General features: G+C 45.6%; 16 protein-coding genes. 15 read left to right on the top strand and 1 reads right to left on the bottom strand.

What is annotated here, in order from left to right; translation table 11 throughout:
- Positions 1-27 precede the first annotated feature (27 nt).
- The 12 genes from mnmA (at position 28) to MHI53_RS16450 (ending at position 11,966) form a co-directional block, all read left to right on the top strand.
- Positions 28-1,143 (top strand): tRNA 2-thiouridine(34) synthase MnmA, encoded by a 1,116-nt coding sequence (gene mnmA, locus MHI53_RS16505; RefSeq protein ID WP_061143662.1) that lies wholly within the window; start codon positions 28-30, stop codon positions 1,141-1,143.
- Positions 1,144-1,267: 124 nt separating this feature from the next.
- Positions 1,268-1,933 (top strand): tetratricopeptide repeat protein, encoded by a 666-nt coding sequence (locus tag MHI53_RS16500; protein ID WP_061143729.1) that lies wholly within the window; start codon positions 1,268-1,270, stop codon positions 1,931-1,933.
- A gap of 37 nt (positions 1,934-1,970) precedes the next feature.
- Complete coding sequence (locus MHI53_RS16495; RefSeq protein ID WP_340371748.1) at positions 1,971-4,379, top strand: ATP-dependent RecD-like DNA helicase; 2,409 nt, start codon at positions 1,971-1,973, stop codon at positions 4,377-4,379.
- A gap of 102 nt (positions 4,380-4,481) precedes the next feature.
- Complete coding sequence (locus MHI53_RS16490; RefSeq protein ID WP_340371747.1) at positions 4,482-5,048, top strand: LemA family protein; 567 nt, start codon at positions 4,482-4,484, stop codon at positions 5,046-5,048.
- Positions 5,048-5,818 carry a TPM domain-containing protein gene (locus tag MHI53_RS16485; RefSeq protein ID WP_340371746.1) on the top strand — a complete coding sequence of 257 codons (771 nt, stop codon included), beginning with the start codon at positions 5,048-5,050 and terminating at the stop codon, positions 5,816-5,818. Before MHI53_RS16490 ends, MHI53_RS16485 begins: the two co-directional genes overlap by 1 nt.
- A gap of 163 nt (positions 5,819-5,981) precedes the next feature.
- Positions 5,982-6,440, top strand: coding sequence for a PRC-barrel domain-containing protein (locus tag MHI53_RS16480; RefSeq protein ID WP_185113133.1), 459 nt, complete (start codon positions 5,982-5,984; stop codon positions 6,438-6,440).
- Positions 6,430-6,645 carry a hypothetical protein gene (locus MHI53_RS16475; protein WP_061143657.1) on the top strand — a complete coding sequence of 72 codons (216 nt, stop codon included), beginning with the start codon at positions 6,430-6,432 and terminating at the stop codon, positions 6,643-6,645. The genes MHI53_RS16480 and MHI53_RS16475 overlap by 11 nt, the downstream gene beginning before the upstream one ends.
- A 229-nt stretch (positions 6,646-6,874) precedes the next feature.
- A complete protein-coding gene (locus MHI53_RS16470; protein ID WP_061143656.1) occupies positions 6,875-7,951 on the top strand; it encodes an AI-2E family transporter in 1,077 nt (358 codons plus the stop codon).
- 312 nt (positions 7,952-8,263) lie between these two features.
- On the top strand, positions 8,264-10,900 hold the full coding sequence (gene alaS / locus MHI53_RS16465; protein ID WP_340371745.1) for an alanine--tRNA ligase: 2,637 nt from the start codon (positions 8,264-8,266) through the stop codon (positions 10,898-10,900).
- Between the two features lie 66 nt (positions 10,901-10,966).
- A complete protein-coding gene (locus tag MHI53_RS16460; protein ID WP_057911835.1) occupies positions 10,967-11,236 on the top strand; it encodes an IreB family regulatory phosphoprotein in 270 nt (89 codons plus the stop codon).
- Positions 11,236-11,661, top strand: coding sequence for a Holliday junction resolvase RuvX (gene ruvX, locus MHI53_RS16455; RefSeq protein WP_064463555.1), 426 nt, complete (start codon positions 11,236-11,238; stop codon positions 11,659-11,661). The genes MHI53_RS16460 and ruvX overlap by 1 nt, the downstream gene beginning before the upstream one ends.
- Before the next feature lie 11 nt (positions 11,662-11,672).
- A complete protein-coding gene (locus tag MHI53_RS16450) occupies positions 11,673-11,966 on the top strand; it encodes a DUF1292 domain-containing protein (RefSeq protein WP_061143654.1) in 294 nt (97 codons plus the stop codon).
- A gap of 391 nt (positions 11,967-12,357) precedes the next feature.
- Here MHI53_RS16450 and MHI53_RS16445 read toward each other — a convergent pair whose 3' ends face one another.
- Positions 12,358-12,543, bottom strand: a complete 186-nt coding sequence (locus tag MHI53_RS16445; protein ID WP_100532127.1) for a hypothetical protein — start codon at positions 12,541-12,543, stop codon at positions 12,358-12,360.
- A 295-nt stretch (positions 12,544-12,838) separates the two neighbouring features.
- Between MHI53_RS16445 and mltG the strand changes: the two genes are divergently transcribed.
- From mltG to MHI53_RS16430, 3 genes are all read left to right on the top strand, one after another.
- Positions 12,839-13,981, top strand: a complete 1,143-nt coding sequence (gene mltG, locus MHI53_RS16440; RefSeq protein ID WP_100532128.1) for an endolytic transglycosylase MltG — start codon at positions 12,839-12,841, stop codon at positions 13,979-13,981.
- 255 nt (positions 13,982-14,236) lie between these two features.
- Positions 14,237-14,905 (top strand): O-methyltransferase, encoded by a 669-nt coding sequence (locus MHI53_RS16435; RefSeq protein ID WP_061143728.1) that lies wholly within the window; start codon positions 14,237-14,239, stop codon positions 14,903-14,905.
- Positions 14,892-15,821 carry a peptidase U32 family protein gene (locus tag MHI53_RS16430; protein ID WP_061143651.1) on the top strand — a complete coding sequence of 310 codons (930 nt, stop codon included), beginning with the start codon at positions 14,892-14,894 and terminating at the stop codon, positions 15,819-15,821. The genes MHI53_RS16435 and MHI53_RS16430 overlap by 14 nt, the downstream gene beginning before the upstream one ends.
- Positions 15,822-15,828 lie beyond the last annotated feature (7 nt).

The following is a 15,828-nucleotide window of genomic DNA, read 5'->3' as shown; positions in this document are numbered from 1 at the left end:
TTCCTTTAAAATAAAAGAGGTGACAGGATGAATAAAGCACCACAGGATACCCGCGTCGTCGTAGGTATGTCAGGAGGCGTGGATTCCTCTGTGTCAGCCCTGCTGTTGAAGAATCAAGGCTATGATGTGGTCGGGATCTTCATGAAGAATTGGGATGATACGGATGAAAACGGAGTTTGTACGGCAACGGAGGATTACAATGACGTCATTGCCGTTTGTAATCAAATCGGCATCCCCTATTACGCAGTCAATTTCGAAAAGCAATATTGGGACAAAGTGTTCACTTATTTCTTGGATGAATATAAAGCGGGCCGTACCCCGAATCCGGATGTCATGTGCAATAAGGAAATCAAGTTCAAGGCATTTCTTGAGCATGCGGTAAGCCTTGGAGCGGACTATGTGGCCACAGGGCATTATGCGCAGGTCGAATATCGTGACGGAGAATACAAAATGCTTCGCGGTGTCGATAATAATAAAGATCAAACGTACTTCTTGAATCAGCTTACGCAAGAACAATTGCAAAAAGTCATGTTTCCACTCGGGCATATCGATAAAAAAGAAGTCCGTGAAATGGCGAAAGAAGCGGGGCTTGCAACGGCAACGAAAAAAGATTCGACTGGGATATGTTTCATCGGCGAACGCAATTTCAAGGAGTTTTTAGGCAATTACCTTCCTGCCCAACCAGGTGATATGGTCACGATGGACGGCAAGGTCATGGGCAAGCATGATGGGTTGATGTATTACACGATCGGTCAGCGTCACGGCCTTGGGATCGGCGGCAGCGGCGATCCTTGGTTTGTTGCGGGAAAAGACTTGAAGCGTAACGTTTTATATGTGTGCCAAGGCTTTGATAATGATGTGCTGTATTCCAATTCTCTTCTTGCGGTGAACGTCAGCTGGGTGGCTCAGCATATTCCTGCAGGGGAATTTACCTGTACGGCAAAATTCAGGTACCGTCAAGAGGATAGCGGTGTAAAAGTGAAGGTCTTGGAAAATGGTGATGTCGAGGTCATCTTTGACGAGCCTGTCCGTGCAATCACACCAGGACAAGCGGTCGTATTTTATGATGGTGAAGTATGCCTTGGCGGCGGTACGATCGATGAAGTATTTAAAAAAGGTGAAAAGCTGACTTACGTAGGGTAAAATAAGCATGTCCCCAGCTGTGTTTGCGGTTGGGGACTTCTTTTGGATTGCGGGGGTGGCCCGCCTGAAATGGACCGCTGGCTTATGCTATACTTTTTATTATGAAAATGGAGTGTGAATGAATATGGATAAAAATCAACAAGGCATCGAATTTATGCAACAAGGAAAATACGAAGAAGCGGCGAAGGTCTTCAATGAGGCCATCGAGGAAAATCCGAATGAGCCTGTTGCCTACATAAACTTTGGAAATGTACTGACTGCAGTGGGTGAAACGGATAAAGCGGTCAAGTTTTACAAAAAGGCGATAGAGCTGGATGAAAACGCAGCTGCAGCATATTATTCATTAGGGAACTTATATTATGAAACCGATTCTAAATTAGTTGAGGCGAAGGACATGTTTGAGAAAGCAATTCGATTGGGATTGGATAACAGTGATGCATACTTCATGCTTGGATTGACTTTGATGGCATTGGAACAGCCTAAATTGGCAATGCCTTATTTACAGAGAACGGTGGAGCTGAGCCCGGAGGATGTTGATGCGAGATTCCAATATGCGCTATGCCTTGCGAATGCTGAACTGTATGATGAATTGATCAATCAGCTGAATATAGTAGTGGAACAGGATCCAGGCCATGCCGATGCGTATTATAATTTGGGTGTCGCGTTTGCCGGATATAAGGAAGATGCGCAGGCGGCGATCGCTTACTTTGATAAGGCGCTGGAAGCACAGCCTGACCATATGCTGGCAGGGCACGGTAAAAAACTGATGGAAGAAATGAATGCCGAGTAAATAGAAGGCATATGCATGGAAAAGGTGGGGAGTAGCGTTGAGCCAGCAAGATTCGTTGGATTTGTTTGCAGAAGAGAAAATGTTCATGAAGGGTAGCCATTTGGTGACGATCTTTCATAATGAAGAAAATATGTACTCGGTTATAAGAATTCGCGTGCATGAAACGAATCTAAGTTATGAAGAGAAGGAAGCTGTCGTAACCGGTTATTTTCCAAGGATGCATGAGGATGAGATTTATATTTTTTATGGGGCCTTGAAGGAACATCCGCGTTTTGGGCTTCAATTTCATGTTGAGCATTTTCGCAAGGATTTGCCTCAATCCAAGGAAGGCATCGTCAGTTATTTGTCCGGTGACCTGTTTAAAGGGATTGGGAAAAAAACAGCCGAAAGCATTGTTGATACGCTAGGGGAAAAGGCAATTTCCAAGATTCTGGCTCAGCCATCGTTACTTGATGATATTCCGAAGCTATCTGGTGAAAAAGCGAAAGGCCTCTATGATACGTTAGTTGAGCATCAAGGCCTGGAGCAGGTGATGATTGCCCTGAATCAATATGGCTTCGGTCCGCAGCTCTCGATGAAGATTTATCAAATGTATAAGCAGGATACGATTTCCATGGTCCAGGGCAATCCGTATAAGCTTGTGGAGGATATTGAAGGGATTGGTTTTGGTCGGGCGGATGAACTTGGGCATCAGCTTGGCATTTCCGGCAGCCACCCCGATCGGATCAAGGCTGCTTGCTTGTATACGCTGGAATCCCAGTGCCTTCAGGACGGAAATATCTACATAGAAGCCGAGCAGCTATTGGAAGCGGTAAAAAAGCTGCTGGAGGAAAATAAGCGGGATCGGATCGAGTTCACGAACATTTCCTCGGAAATAATCGAATTGACGGAAGAAGGCAAAATCGTTGTCGAAGATCAACGGATTTATCCGCCATCCTTATTTTATTCCGAAAAGGGAATCGTGATGAACATCAAGCGGCTTCTCGACCAAACCGAGTATGAAGACCAATTTCCGGAATCGGAATTTTTGCTTGCACTTGGCGAGCTGGAGGAGCGGCTTGGTGTCTCCTATGCTTCAGCCCAAAAGGAAGCGATTCAGACAGCCCTGCAATCACCCATGTTAATCTTGACGGGGGGTCCGGGTACCGGTAAGACGACGGTCATCAAGGGAATCGTCGAGCTTTATGCCGAGCTGCATGGGGTATCAATGGACTTGAATGATTATAAAAAAGAAGGAAGCGATCCATTCCCATTCGTCCTTGCGGCTCCCACTGGGCGTGCGGCGAAGCGTATGGCTGAATCGACCGGTCTTCCCGCCGTCACGATTCACCGTTTGCTGGGATGGAATGGGAGTGAAGGCTTTTCGCATGATGAGGATAATCAGCTGGACGGGCGGATCGTGATCATAGATGAGGTATCCATGGTGGATACGTGGCTCGCCCATCAATTATTCAAAGCTCTGCCGGAAAATGTCCAGGTGATATTGGTTGGCGATGAAGATCAACTGCCATCAGTCGGTCCTGGACAGGTTCTGAAGGACTTGCTTGCATCGAATTGTGTACCTACTGTCAGTCTTGAACATATTTATCGTCAAGCGGATGGCTCTTCGATCATTGAATTGGCTCATGATATCAAAAAAGGAAGGCTGCCAGATGATGTGACGAAGCAGCAAGAAGATCGCTCGTTCATTCGCTGCCAGACGGGCCAAATCGCCCAGGTTATCGAGAAGGTGGTCGCAAATGCCCGGACGAAGGGCTTCACGGCCAAGGATATACAGGTGTTGGCACCCATGTACAGAGGACCTGCCGGCATCGATGCCTTGAATAAAATGCTTCAGGAAGTGTTCAATGGCAATACTGATGAAAAACGGCGGGAAATCAAATTTGGCGATGTGATTTACAGGACGGGAGATAAGGTGCTGCAGCTGGTGAACCAGCCTGAGGAAGGGGTCTTTAACGGCGATATGGGAGAAATCGTATCGATATTGTTCGCTAAGGAAAATACCGATCATGTCGATAAAGTCATCATATCGTTCGAGGGGATCGAAGTGACCTACACGAAGCAGGATCTGAATCAGATTACACATGCGTATTGCTGCTCCATCCATAAGTCGCAGGGAAGTGAGTTTCCCATCGTCATTTTGCCAGTGGTGAAAAGCTATTATCGGATGCTCCGACGCAATTTATTGTATACCGCGATCACCCGCAGCAAGAATTTCCTGATTCTTTGCGGGGAAGAAGAAGCATTCCGTCTCGGGATCGAACGGAATGATGAAATGCGCCGGAAAACGACACTGCGTGAAAAGCTGCGCGAGGTTTTGAGCGAAGAGGATGCTCCGGTTGAAAAGGGCATGGTGCGTGAGCAGGAGGCAAGCTATCTGGATATCCTCATGCATGCCGACCCGATGATCGGGATGGAGAATGTTACTCCTTATGATTTTATGTAACATGTTTTGTTCATCAAATTGCTGAATTTTGTTTTATGATCATAGTTTTGGTGGAATGACTATAAAATATAACTTGTATATGAAAGAGCAGGGGGGATCAGATTGAAAAAAGGATGGATAATAGGGATAGTCGTTGTCGTTTTACTAGTGATATATGGGGCAACCTCATACAACGGCCTTGTCAGTGCCAATGAAGACGTCGACAATAAGTGGTCACAGGTGGATAATCAATTGAAGCGGAGAGCGGATTTGATTCCGAACCTCGTCGAAACGGTAAAGGGATATGCGAAGCACGAAACGGAAGCCATTAAAGCGGTGAGTGATGCCCGCTCCAAGCTGGCAGGTGCCAATTCCACGGAAGGTGCGATCCAAGCCGATCAGGAGCTGAGCGGGGCTTTAAGCCGCCTTTTAGTTGTTGTCGAGAATTATCCGGATTTAAAGGCCAATGAGAACTTCAAAGGACTCATGGACAGCCTGGAGGGGACGGAGAATCGTCTGACGGTGGCCCGTAAAGACTATAATGATGAAGTCACCACTTATAATAAGACGATTAAACGCTTTCCGAAGAATTTGATGGCGGGCGCGTTCGGTTTCGAGACAAAGCCGTATTTTGAAGTGACCGATCAAGAAAAAGAAACGCCAAAGGTTGATTTCGGGAGCGATAAATAATGAAAAGACTCGCTGTGTTTGCGCTATTCTTCATTTTCACATTACAATTTGCAAACGTAGTCGCAGCACAACCGAACATCCCGAAACCAGTTGGGGATATCTATGTCCAGGATTTTGCCGGAGTGCTGGATGATCAGGAAAAATCGGAACTGATCGAACTTGGGAAACGCTTGGATGACGCTACGAAAGCACAGATTGCCGTATTGACCGTGGATTCGATGGAAGGATCCGAAATCGAGGAGTACTCGGTCGACGCATTTAGATCATTCAAGCTTGGCGATGCCGAGCTGAACAACGGCGTCCTCATCGTGCTTGCCAAGGAAGAACAGAAAATCCGCATCGAAGTGGGGTACGGTCTGGAAGGGGCCATAACCGATATAAGAACGGGACAGATTTTGGATAATGTTGCCATTCCGGAGCTGAAAAAAGGGAATTATGATGCTGCACTGACTGAAACGTATAAGGCCGTCTATAACGATGTCACGAAAGAATATCAATTGGGCGAAGAGTTTCATCAAGATCTTTCCGTCCAGCCGGAGCCAGATACCTTTCAGCCATCCGGTTTACAGATAGTTCTCTTTATCATCGTCATCATCATCGTTTTCATTCTCGATGCCAAATTTTTTAAAGGATTTTTCCTTCAAACGCTCCTTAATATCCTCTTGATATTCATCAGCCGCGGAGGCGGTGGCGGAGGAGGCCGCGGCGGCGGCCCACGCGGAGGAGGCGGAGGGAGTTCCGGTGGCGGAGGCTCGAGCAGAGGGTGGTAAAATGAAATGACCGGGTCTAGCGACACCCCGAACAATTTGGGGTGCTTTTTTTTATGCCGTGGCATCAACGGTATGTGTAACGAATCGACAATGGAAAACCTTTCAGCACATCTATTTTCATGATGAAAGAAATAATAAAAATGTTCGGAAAGGCGGGATGACCTTGCGGACGTTTTCTTTATTGAAAGGGATGCCGGTTTTTACGCTTAGAGGAGAACGTATCGGCACCGTCCATGATTTAACGATTTCAGAATCGGGTCAGGTAACCGGCATGGTCATTCATCAGCAAGCATTGTTCAAGAGGGCCTTCCACTTGCAATTGGCCGATATATCATCTTATGGACAAGACGGGATCGTCATCAAGCTCAACGATACAACCACGAGGAAAATGCCTGCGGATTCCATTTGCCTGACAAAGGACGAACTATTGGGGCGGATGCTTTTTTCGGAAATGGGTGAGGAGCTTGGTTTACTGCAGGATGTATATTTCAAGGAACAAATGGGCACGATTATAGCGTATGAAACAACGGATGGGTTTTTCTCGGAGTCGACAGTGATCCAATCAAAACAGCCGCCTACGTTTGGGAAGGATACCATCATTGTTTCAGTTAATGAACAGTGAGGTGTCCATTTTGGAAATTAAATGCCCGAATTGCCGCAGTAAAGATGTAGGGAAAATTGGCGTAAACCAATATTATTGTTGGAATTGTTTTATTGAGATGACCTTATCCGAAGGGATCATTAATACGCACCAGGTCGAGGAAGATGGAAGTTTAAGCTCATTGGACGATTTGTTTGAAGAAAATGACCGCCGCTTCAGTATGTGATAATCGGAAGAGGTGTTTGAAATGGCTAGACGTTCACGCAATAGTGTTATGAACTTCGGTTCGGACATGTTGAATTCAAAGAGGCTCAAACGGAGCATGAAGAAAATCCGTAAAAGATTAAAGTCAATATTATAACGTGTGGCTTTAGTGTCCTTTTCACAGGACACTCTTTTTTATGTATGAAAACCGGCTGCCTTTCGAAGAATAAACGAGCGGGAGGTGTTCGGAAGTGAGTATTCGTGTAAAATGGTTTTATCGCCTCGGGTTTTTATTGCTTTTATTCTTCGTCATATATATCTTCATGAAACTCCAACCCTTGTGGGGACCGGTTGTCACTGTATGCGTGACAGTCCTGATCCCTTTTTTGATCGGTGCGTTCATCAGTTACTTGCTGCATCCGGTAGTCGAATATTTAAATGAGAAAGGGATGCGCCGCTGGCTTTCGATTACGATCATCTATTTAGTATTTTTCGGGGGAATCGGCTTTGCCGTGTATAAAGGAATACCGGTGATTGTCAGTCAGGTACGGGAACTTTCGGAAAGCGTGCCGGAATTGGTCGAACAATACCGGAGCCGGATCGACAAGCTCAATCACCAAACCGCAGCCTGGCCGTTCGGAATTCATGAAAGGGTGGAAGAAGGCATCCTTCTATTCGAGGGCTGGTTGAAGCGTATGCCTGAAAAAGCGATGGGGTATGCCGTGAAAATGATCGACTTCATTGTCCTGATTGCCTTGATTCCATTCATCGCCTTTTATATCCTGAAGGATTTCACCGCATTGAAAAAAATGGCCTGGTATATGACCCCGAAAAAATGGCGCAAGCAGGGGCGGGCCTTCGTCCGTGATGTCGATGCATCGCTTGGCAGTTACATTCGCGGGCAAATCATCGTCTGTGCCGTGATCGGCTTGTTATCCTCGCTGCTTTTTTGGATCGTCGGAATGGATTATCCGCTGCTATTGGGCGCAATCATCGGGATAACGAACGTCATACCGTACTTCGGTCCGATCATCGGCGCCATTCCCGCCGTGATCATCGCTGCGACGATATCGGTGAAAATGGTGGTGATTATTGCGGTCATCGTACTCGTCCTTCAATTTCTCGAGGGAAATGTCCTGTCCCCGCTAATTGTCGGAAAAAGCCTGCATATGCATCCGCTTTTCATCATGCTGGCATTATTGGCCGGTGGCGAAATCGGCGGCATCACGGGGATGGTCCTGTCCATTCCGATTCTGGCTGTGCTGAAAGTTTTTGTATTGCACGCGCGCGTTCACTTTAGAAAGAAGCCGCCGCTTATTGACAAATAAAAGTCTTGTGAATATAATCCATTACATAAGATAATTCGTTGAAGGATGAAGTATGCTGAAGTCCACCAAAAAGAGAGGGGTCCCCTAGGCTGAGAGGGATTGCCAGGTGAAGAGCGGCAGAAAGCTAGTCCCGAGAGCAGCTAATACCTGCCGTCATGCCGCGTTAAGGCTTTTATGAAGGTGATGGGCATAGGATTTTCCTGCGTCCGTAATCAGGGTGGTACCGCGAGTTGACTCTCGTCCCTGTTTTTGGGATGGGGGTTTTTTGTGTGCTCAAAAATTACATAATCATTTTTAAAGGAGGATATATATATGAAGTATTTAACTGGTGCTCAAATCCGCCAAATGTATTTAGATTTTTTTAGTGAAAAAGGCCATAACATCGAACCGAGTGCGTCTTTGGTTCCTCATGAAGATCCATCCTTGCTTTGGATCAACTCCGGGGTTGCGACGTTAAAGAAATATTTCGATGGACGGGTGATTCCCGAAAATCCGCGGATCACGAATGCACAAAAGGCGATTCGTACAAACGATATTGAAAACGTCGGGAAGACGGCACGTCACCATACGTTTTTCGAAATGCTGGGCAACTTCTCGATTGGGGAATACTTCAAAGAAGAAGCCATCACATGGGCATGGGAGTTTTTGACTGATGAAAAATGGATTGGGTTCGACAAAGATAAATTAGCCGTGACCATCCATCCTGAAGATGATGAAGCATTTGAACTTTGGAATAAAAAAATCGGTGTTCCTGCTGAAAGGATCATTCGCCTTGAAGAAAACTTCTGGGATATCGGTGAAGGTCCAAGCGGTCCCAACACAGAAATTTTCTACGATCGCGGACCTGCATACGGGGATGATCCGAATGATCCTGAATTATATCCTGGCGGGGAAAACGAACGTCATCTAGAAGTCTGGAATCTTGTGTTTTCTCAATTCAACCATAATCCGGACGGTTCTTATACACCGCTTCCGAAGAAAAACATCGATACGGGCATGGGTCTCGAGCGTATGGCTTCCGTCGTTCAAGATGTGGCCACGAACTATGATACCGATCTATTTATGCCAATCATCCGCGCTGTGGAAGAAATCGCGGATGTGAAATATGGTGTCGACACAGAAAAGGATGTTGCCTTCAAGGTCATCGCCGATCATATCCGTACGGTGGCATTCGCAGTTGGTGACGGAGCTCTTCCATCCAACGAAGGCCGTGGATATGTATTGCGCCGCTTGCTCCGCAGGGCAGTTCGATATGCGAAGCAAATCAACATCAATCGTCCATTCATGTTCGAGCTGGTGACTGTCGTTGGTGAAATCATGAAAGACTTCTACCCTGAGGTCCTCAATAATAAGGATTTCATTGCAAAAGTAATCAAGAATGAAGAGGAACGCTTCCATGAAACCCTTCATGATGGATTGGCCATCCTTTCCGAGGTCATTAAAAAGGAAAAGGAAAAGGGGAACTCGACCATTCCTGGCAGTGATGCTTTCCGTCTATATGACACATACGGCTTCCCGATCGAGTTAACGGAAGAATATGCCGAGGAAGAGGGCATGACGGTCGATCAAGCTGGATTCGAAAAAGAAATGGATGCCCAGCGTGAACGTGCACGGTCAGCACGCCAAGATGTGGATTCGATGCAAATCCAAGGCGGAGTGTTGGGAGATATTAAGGTCGAAAGTGAATTTGTCGGTTATGATCAAGTTGCGGTCGATGCCAAGGTTGCGGCCATCATAAAAAATGGCGAACTTGTAACAGAGGCACAGGAAGGTGAGGACGTGCAGGTCATTCTGGACAAAACTCCTTTCTACGCGGAAAGCGGCGGACAAATAGCGGATAAAGGCACGATGGCAAGTGAATCCGTGAAAGTGGAAGTCCATGATGTTCAAAAGGCGCCAAATGGTCAAAACCTGCACCGGGTAACGGTCGTTGCCGGCACTTTACTGACCGATTCCGATATCGTAGCTGCGGTCAATCAAGAAAACCGCATCCATATCACTAAAAACCATACAGCGACACATCTGTTGCATCAGGCATTAAAAGACGTTCTCGGTACACATGTCAATCAGGCTGGTTCACTCGTACAAGCTGAGCGCCTTCGCTTCGACTTCTCTCATTTCGGACAGATAACGGCCGAAGAAATAGAGCGCATCGAAACGATTGTAAATGAAAAGATCTGGCAAAGCCTGCAAGTGAATACCGACTACAAAAATATTGAAGAAGCAAAAGCGATGGGCGCGATGGCCTTGTTTGGCGAAAAATACGGCAAGATTGTCCGTGTCGTTCAAATCGGCGATTATAGCCTTGAGCTATGCGGGGGTGTACATGTCCCGAATACCGCTGTTATCGGGCTGTTCAAAATCGTTTCCGAAAGCGGAATCGGTGCAGGCACGCGCCGGATCGAAGCGGTGACGGGTGCCGGTGCATACCAATTGATGACTGATCAAATCGGCATCTTGAAAGAGGCATCAGCTAAATTGAAAACGAATTTGAAGGATGTGCCTTCAAGAATTGAAACGGTCTTGGCTGAGGTGAAGGACCTTCAACGTGAAAATGAAAGCTTGACTGCCAAATTAAGCAATATTGAAGCAGGAAGCCTCGTTTCTAACGTGAAAGAAATCAATGGGGTACAAGTATTGGTGGCCAAGGTTCAAGCTACGGACATGAATAACCTGCGGGCCATGGCGGATGATTTGAAACAAAAGCTTGATTCTGTCATTATCGTATTGGGATCGGCCCAAGGTGATAAAGTAAATTTGATTGCAGGTGTCACGAAAGATTATATCGATCGCGGTTTCCATGCAGGCAAATTGATCAAAGAAGTGGCTTCCCGCTGCGGCGGCGGCGGCGGCGGACGTCCGGATATGGCCCAAGCCGGCGGAAAAGACCCGGAAAAATTGGATGCAGCACTTAATTTTGTTGAAGAATGGGTCTTAACGATTTCATAATCCATGAAAAGTGTTGTACAATGTAGGTAATAGTGGATTCTGGACGCTGAGGAGAGGTGCATGTCAATGAGTTCGTTTGATAAAACGATGAAATTTAATTTTCCCGAAGAACCATTCGAAAGAGATGTACAAGAAGTATTGTCTCAAGTGTATGTTGCACTTCAGGAAAAAGGGTATAATCCGATCAACCAAATCGTCGGTTATCTATTATCTGGTGACCCGGCTTACATCCCGCGCCATATGGATGCTCGAAACATCATCCGTAAGCTTGAACGCGACGAAATCATCGAAGAATTGGTCAAGTCGTATCTTAAGAAACATCGAGAGGAATACTAATGCGCACAATGGGGCTTGACTTAGGTTCAAAAACCATCGGCGTCGCCGTAAGCGACGCGATGGGCTGGACTGCACAAGGTTTGGAAACGATCAAAATTAACGAAGCTGGAAATGACTTCGGCTTTAAACGTCTCAATGAAATTATAAAAGAGCATGAAGTTTCTAAAATCGTCCTCGGTTTACCTAAAAATATGAACGGGACTGTAGGACCGCGAGGCGAGATCAGCCAAGATTTCGCTAAGCGATTAGAAAAAAAATTCAAGCTGCCGGTGTTTCTCTGGGATGAACGGTTGACAACTATGGCGGCTGAACGTGTCCTTCTTGAGGCGGACGTGAGCCGAAGCAAACGTAAGAAAGTCATTGATAAAATGGCTGCTGTCATGATCCTGCAAGGTTTCTTGGACAGACAAACAAATTCAATATGAGGTGAATGCAAATGGAACACGGCGAAAACAACATTACAGTAGTAGATGAAAACGGAAACGAGCAGCTTTGCGAAATCCTTTTCACATTCGATTCAGATAAATTCAACAAATCTTATGTCCTTTACTATCCGATGTCTGCAGAAGATGAAGAGGAAGAGATTGAAATCCACGCTTCTTCATTCGTACCGAGCGAAGATAATAAAGATGGTGAGCTTACTCCGATCGAAACCGAAGAAGAGTGGGATCTAGTCGAAGAAATGTTAAATACATTCCTTGACCAGGAAGAAGCCGAAGAAGAAGAATAAACAAACGAAAAAACTGACCTGGTTTTTTAATGTATCCCTTGTAAAGGACCATTAAATAAAACCAGGACCTGAAGGAGATGCTGCCTGTATGTTACAGGCGGCATCTTTTTTTTGCGGTTTTCTGGTGTGGTTGATTTCCCCTCCAGGTCTTGGCGCTGAGCCCCTGGCAAGAGCTTTTCCTTGATAAAATGGGTGATAGTATCATGACTTCGCGTTTTCACAGCTTTCATGCCAGTATATAAAGTAACCTTATCGGATGCTACATAGGCAAATAGGCAGCTGTTTTCTGGGAGGTTATGCACTTGACCCGCGAGTTTGGTGCTCGACTCGCCAAATCGGCAACACAATCATATTGGTTTTAATGCTTTTTCATTTATGTACCAATGAAGCTTTATCTTTTCTCAGCGAACAAAAGGATAAAAGTCGCTAAAGGACCTAAAAATAAAGAGAGCAAGAACCAATTCAACGCCGTTCTATTTTTACCTTGAGCGAGTCCTGCATTTATGAGTGCCAACGTCCCCCACCCGACAAAATAAGAATTATCCAATTCCTTTACACCGCCTTCCCTTTCATTCAAATATGATCCTATCTAAGATTATTCCGTTTCGGGGATGATATGTCTACCATAAAAGTGGAAATTCGTATAACCCTCATTCAAATGGAGCTGGAATCATATCACTATTTTCCTGGTTAAAAACTCCCGGGATTGACAAAACTAGTGCGATTTTGCCATAAATAGATGAATTATGAAGGTAGTTTCACAAAAAACATGTAATTTTTTGTTGGTTTTAGTATAATGTTCGAAGCAAAGTCTAATTAGAGAAAGCATCATCTAGAAGCCATTCTGTAGTTGGTGTGAGTTTGCAGGGGGAATGAAAATGGATGAAAAAGATCATAATTTATCTAAAAAGGAACATATTCAAATGAAATTGTTGGAACGGCAAGGAGAAGCCAGGCTTGTTCGTAAGATCATCATGATTACGATAGCTTCGCTTATTTTACTAATCGGGATTGTTGGTCTCGTGGGCTTCTTATATATTAATTCGGCCATGAAACCCGTCGACCCTGACGATGATACCATCAAGAAAGTGAAAATCCCGATCGGTTCTTCCGTGAACGGAATTTCTACATTGCTTGAAGAGCAGGGAATCATCAAGGACGCACGCGTATTCAAATACTATATTAAATTCCGCAATGAATCCGGATTCCAGGCAGGTGAGTATAAATTATCACCTTCCATGCCGATTGAAGATATCGTCACAAGCATCAAAACCGGGAAACTGATGAAAGAAGCGGCATTGAAGATTACGATCCCTGAAGGGAAGCAGCTCGTCCAAATTGCCGATATCATTGCCGTAAAGACGGGACAAGAACCAAAAAAAGTCTTTAAGGAATTGAATGATAAGAAATTCGTTAAGTCCATGCAGGAACAATTCCCGGAGCTATTGACTTCGGAAATCGAAAATGAAAAGGTTTTATATCCGCTCGAAGGGTATCTTTTCCCGGCAACCTATGATTTCTATGAGGAAAAACCAAACTTGGAATCGATCGTCGTCGAGATGCTGAAAAAAACCGATGAAACGCTTCAGGCATATAAACCGCAGATGGAAAAAGATGATTATTCCGTGCACCAGATGCTGACCTTCGCTTCGCTTGTGGAAGAAGAAGCGACGGCGCAAGTCGATCGGGGAAAAATTGCCTCCGTCTTCTACAACCGTATCAAGGAGGATATGCCGCTTCAAACGGATCCTACCGTGCTGTATGCAAAGGGGTCCCATAAAAGCCGGGTGTATTATAAAGACCTGGATGTGAAGTCCCCATATAATACGTATAAGAATAAAGGGCTGCCGCCAGGACCGATTGCCAATGCTGGAACGACATCGATCGAAGCGGCATTGAAACCCGAAAAAACGGATTTCCTATACTTCTTGGCCACACCGGAAGGAGAAGTCCTATACTCCAAAAACCTGGAGGACCATAATCTTAAAAAGGCAGAGCATATTTCCAATAAATAAAAGCACAGCAACGAAGGGGGAGAGATATTACTTTCCCCTTGTTTTTATGATAGAATAGTACAAGTGAATTTTCGGATCCGTTTTAGCGGTGATCAGTGACTCGGCGAATGCCGGGTTTTATTTTGAAAGATAAGGAAATGCAGCTCATCAAGCATATTTGCTTCAGCCCATGGTGATAACTTGCAGGCATTCGAACCTGGCTTGTACGGCATGGACTGGCTAAGTGCTTTCGTTTTTCTTATCATTGGAGGAAACATCTTGAACGGAAAAATAGAACAATATCTTCATTCCTTGATTCCGGAGCGTACGGGGCTGATCAAGGAGATGGAAGATTTCGCATTGGAAAATAATGTGCCGATCATGGAGCCGGAAGGCATTGAGGTACTGCTTCAGATATTAAGGCTCCATCAGCCGCAGGCAATATTGGAGGTCGGATCGGCAATCGGCTATTCCGCCATAAGGATGGCCGAAACGCTGCCAGGAGCCAAAATCGTGACGCTTGAACGCAATGAAGCTCGTATTGGGCAGGCAAGGGCCAACATCGAGAAAGCTGGACTGAATAATAGAATCGCCCTCATTGAAGGGGATGCGCTTGAGGCAGGGCCGAAAGTAGCCGAACACGGACCATTCGATATCATCTTCGTTGATGCCGCCAAGGGGCAGTATAAGCGATTCTTTGAACTGTTTGAACCATTCCTTGCCGAAGCTGGAGTAATCATTACTGATAATGTATTATTTAAAGGCTTGGTCGCAGAAAACATCGAAGACATGGAAATGACGAGACGTAAGCGAGCTCTCATCAAAAAAATCAGGGACTTTAACATGTGGTTGCATGACCATCCTCATTTCGATACCGTAATATTGCCGATTGGCGATGGTGTAGCCATAAGTAAACATAGAGGTGACAAAAATGAAAAAGCCTGAATTACTCGTGACCCCGACAAGTGTCAATCACATCGCGGAGCTTATTGAAGCTGGCGCTGACGCATTCGTCATTGGCGAGCAGCGTTACGCTCTTAGGCTGGCAGGGGAATTCACAGTTGAGGATGTCAAGAAAGCGATAGAGATGGCCCATGCTGCAGGCAAGAAGGTGTATGTGTCCATGAACGCCATCTTTCATAATGAAAAGGTGGACGAGCTTGAAGACTACGTCACCTTCCTTAAAGAAGCCGGTGCAGACCGGATCGTGTTCGGTGATCCGGCAGTCTTGATGGCAGTCCGTGCCGTTGCCCCCGATATGCCGTTGCACTGGAATACGGAGATGACGGTGACGAACTGGTACACTTGTAATTATTGGGGGAAACGCGGTGCAGTCCGTGCCCTCGCTGCCCGTGAAATAAGCTTGGACGAGATAATCGAAATGAAGGAAAATGCCGAGGTAGAACTTGAAGTGCAGGTACACGGCATGACTTGCATATTCCAGTCCAAGCGTACGCTTCTCGGAAATTACTTTGAATACCAAGGCAAGGAATTGGCAGTGGAAAACCGTCAGGAAAGCAGAAATATGTTCTTGCATGATAAGGAACGAGAAAACAAATATCCGATTTATGAAGATGAAAATGGTACACATATCATGAGCCCGAACGATATGTGCATGATTGATGAACTGCAGGAATTGATTGAGGCGGAAATCGATTCATTAAAAATCGAAGGATTGCTGCAAACCCCTGAATATATTACGGAAATGACAAAGTTATACCGGGAAGCGATAGACTTATGTGCAGAGGAGCCCGACCGGTATGAAGAGTTGAAAATGGATCTTTACGAAAAAGTCAAAGCGATCCAGCCGGTTAGCCGGGAGTTGGATACAGGATTCTTCTTCAAAGAGTCGGTTTATTAAGAAAAGG

It is taken from the genome of Peribacillus sp. FSL E2-0218, assembly GCF_037992945.1.
Classification (GTDB): domain Bacteria; phylum Bacillota; class Bacilli; order Bacillales; family DSM-1321; genus Peribacillus; species Peribacillus simplex_B.
Note: the sequence above shows the minus strand (reverse complement) of the source record. Positions and strands in the feature narration are given on the sequence as shown.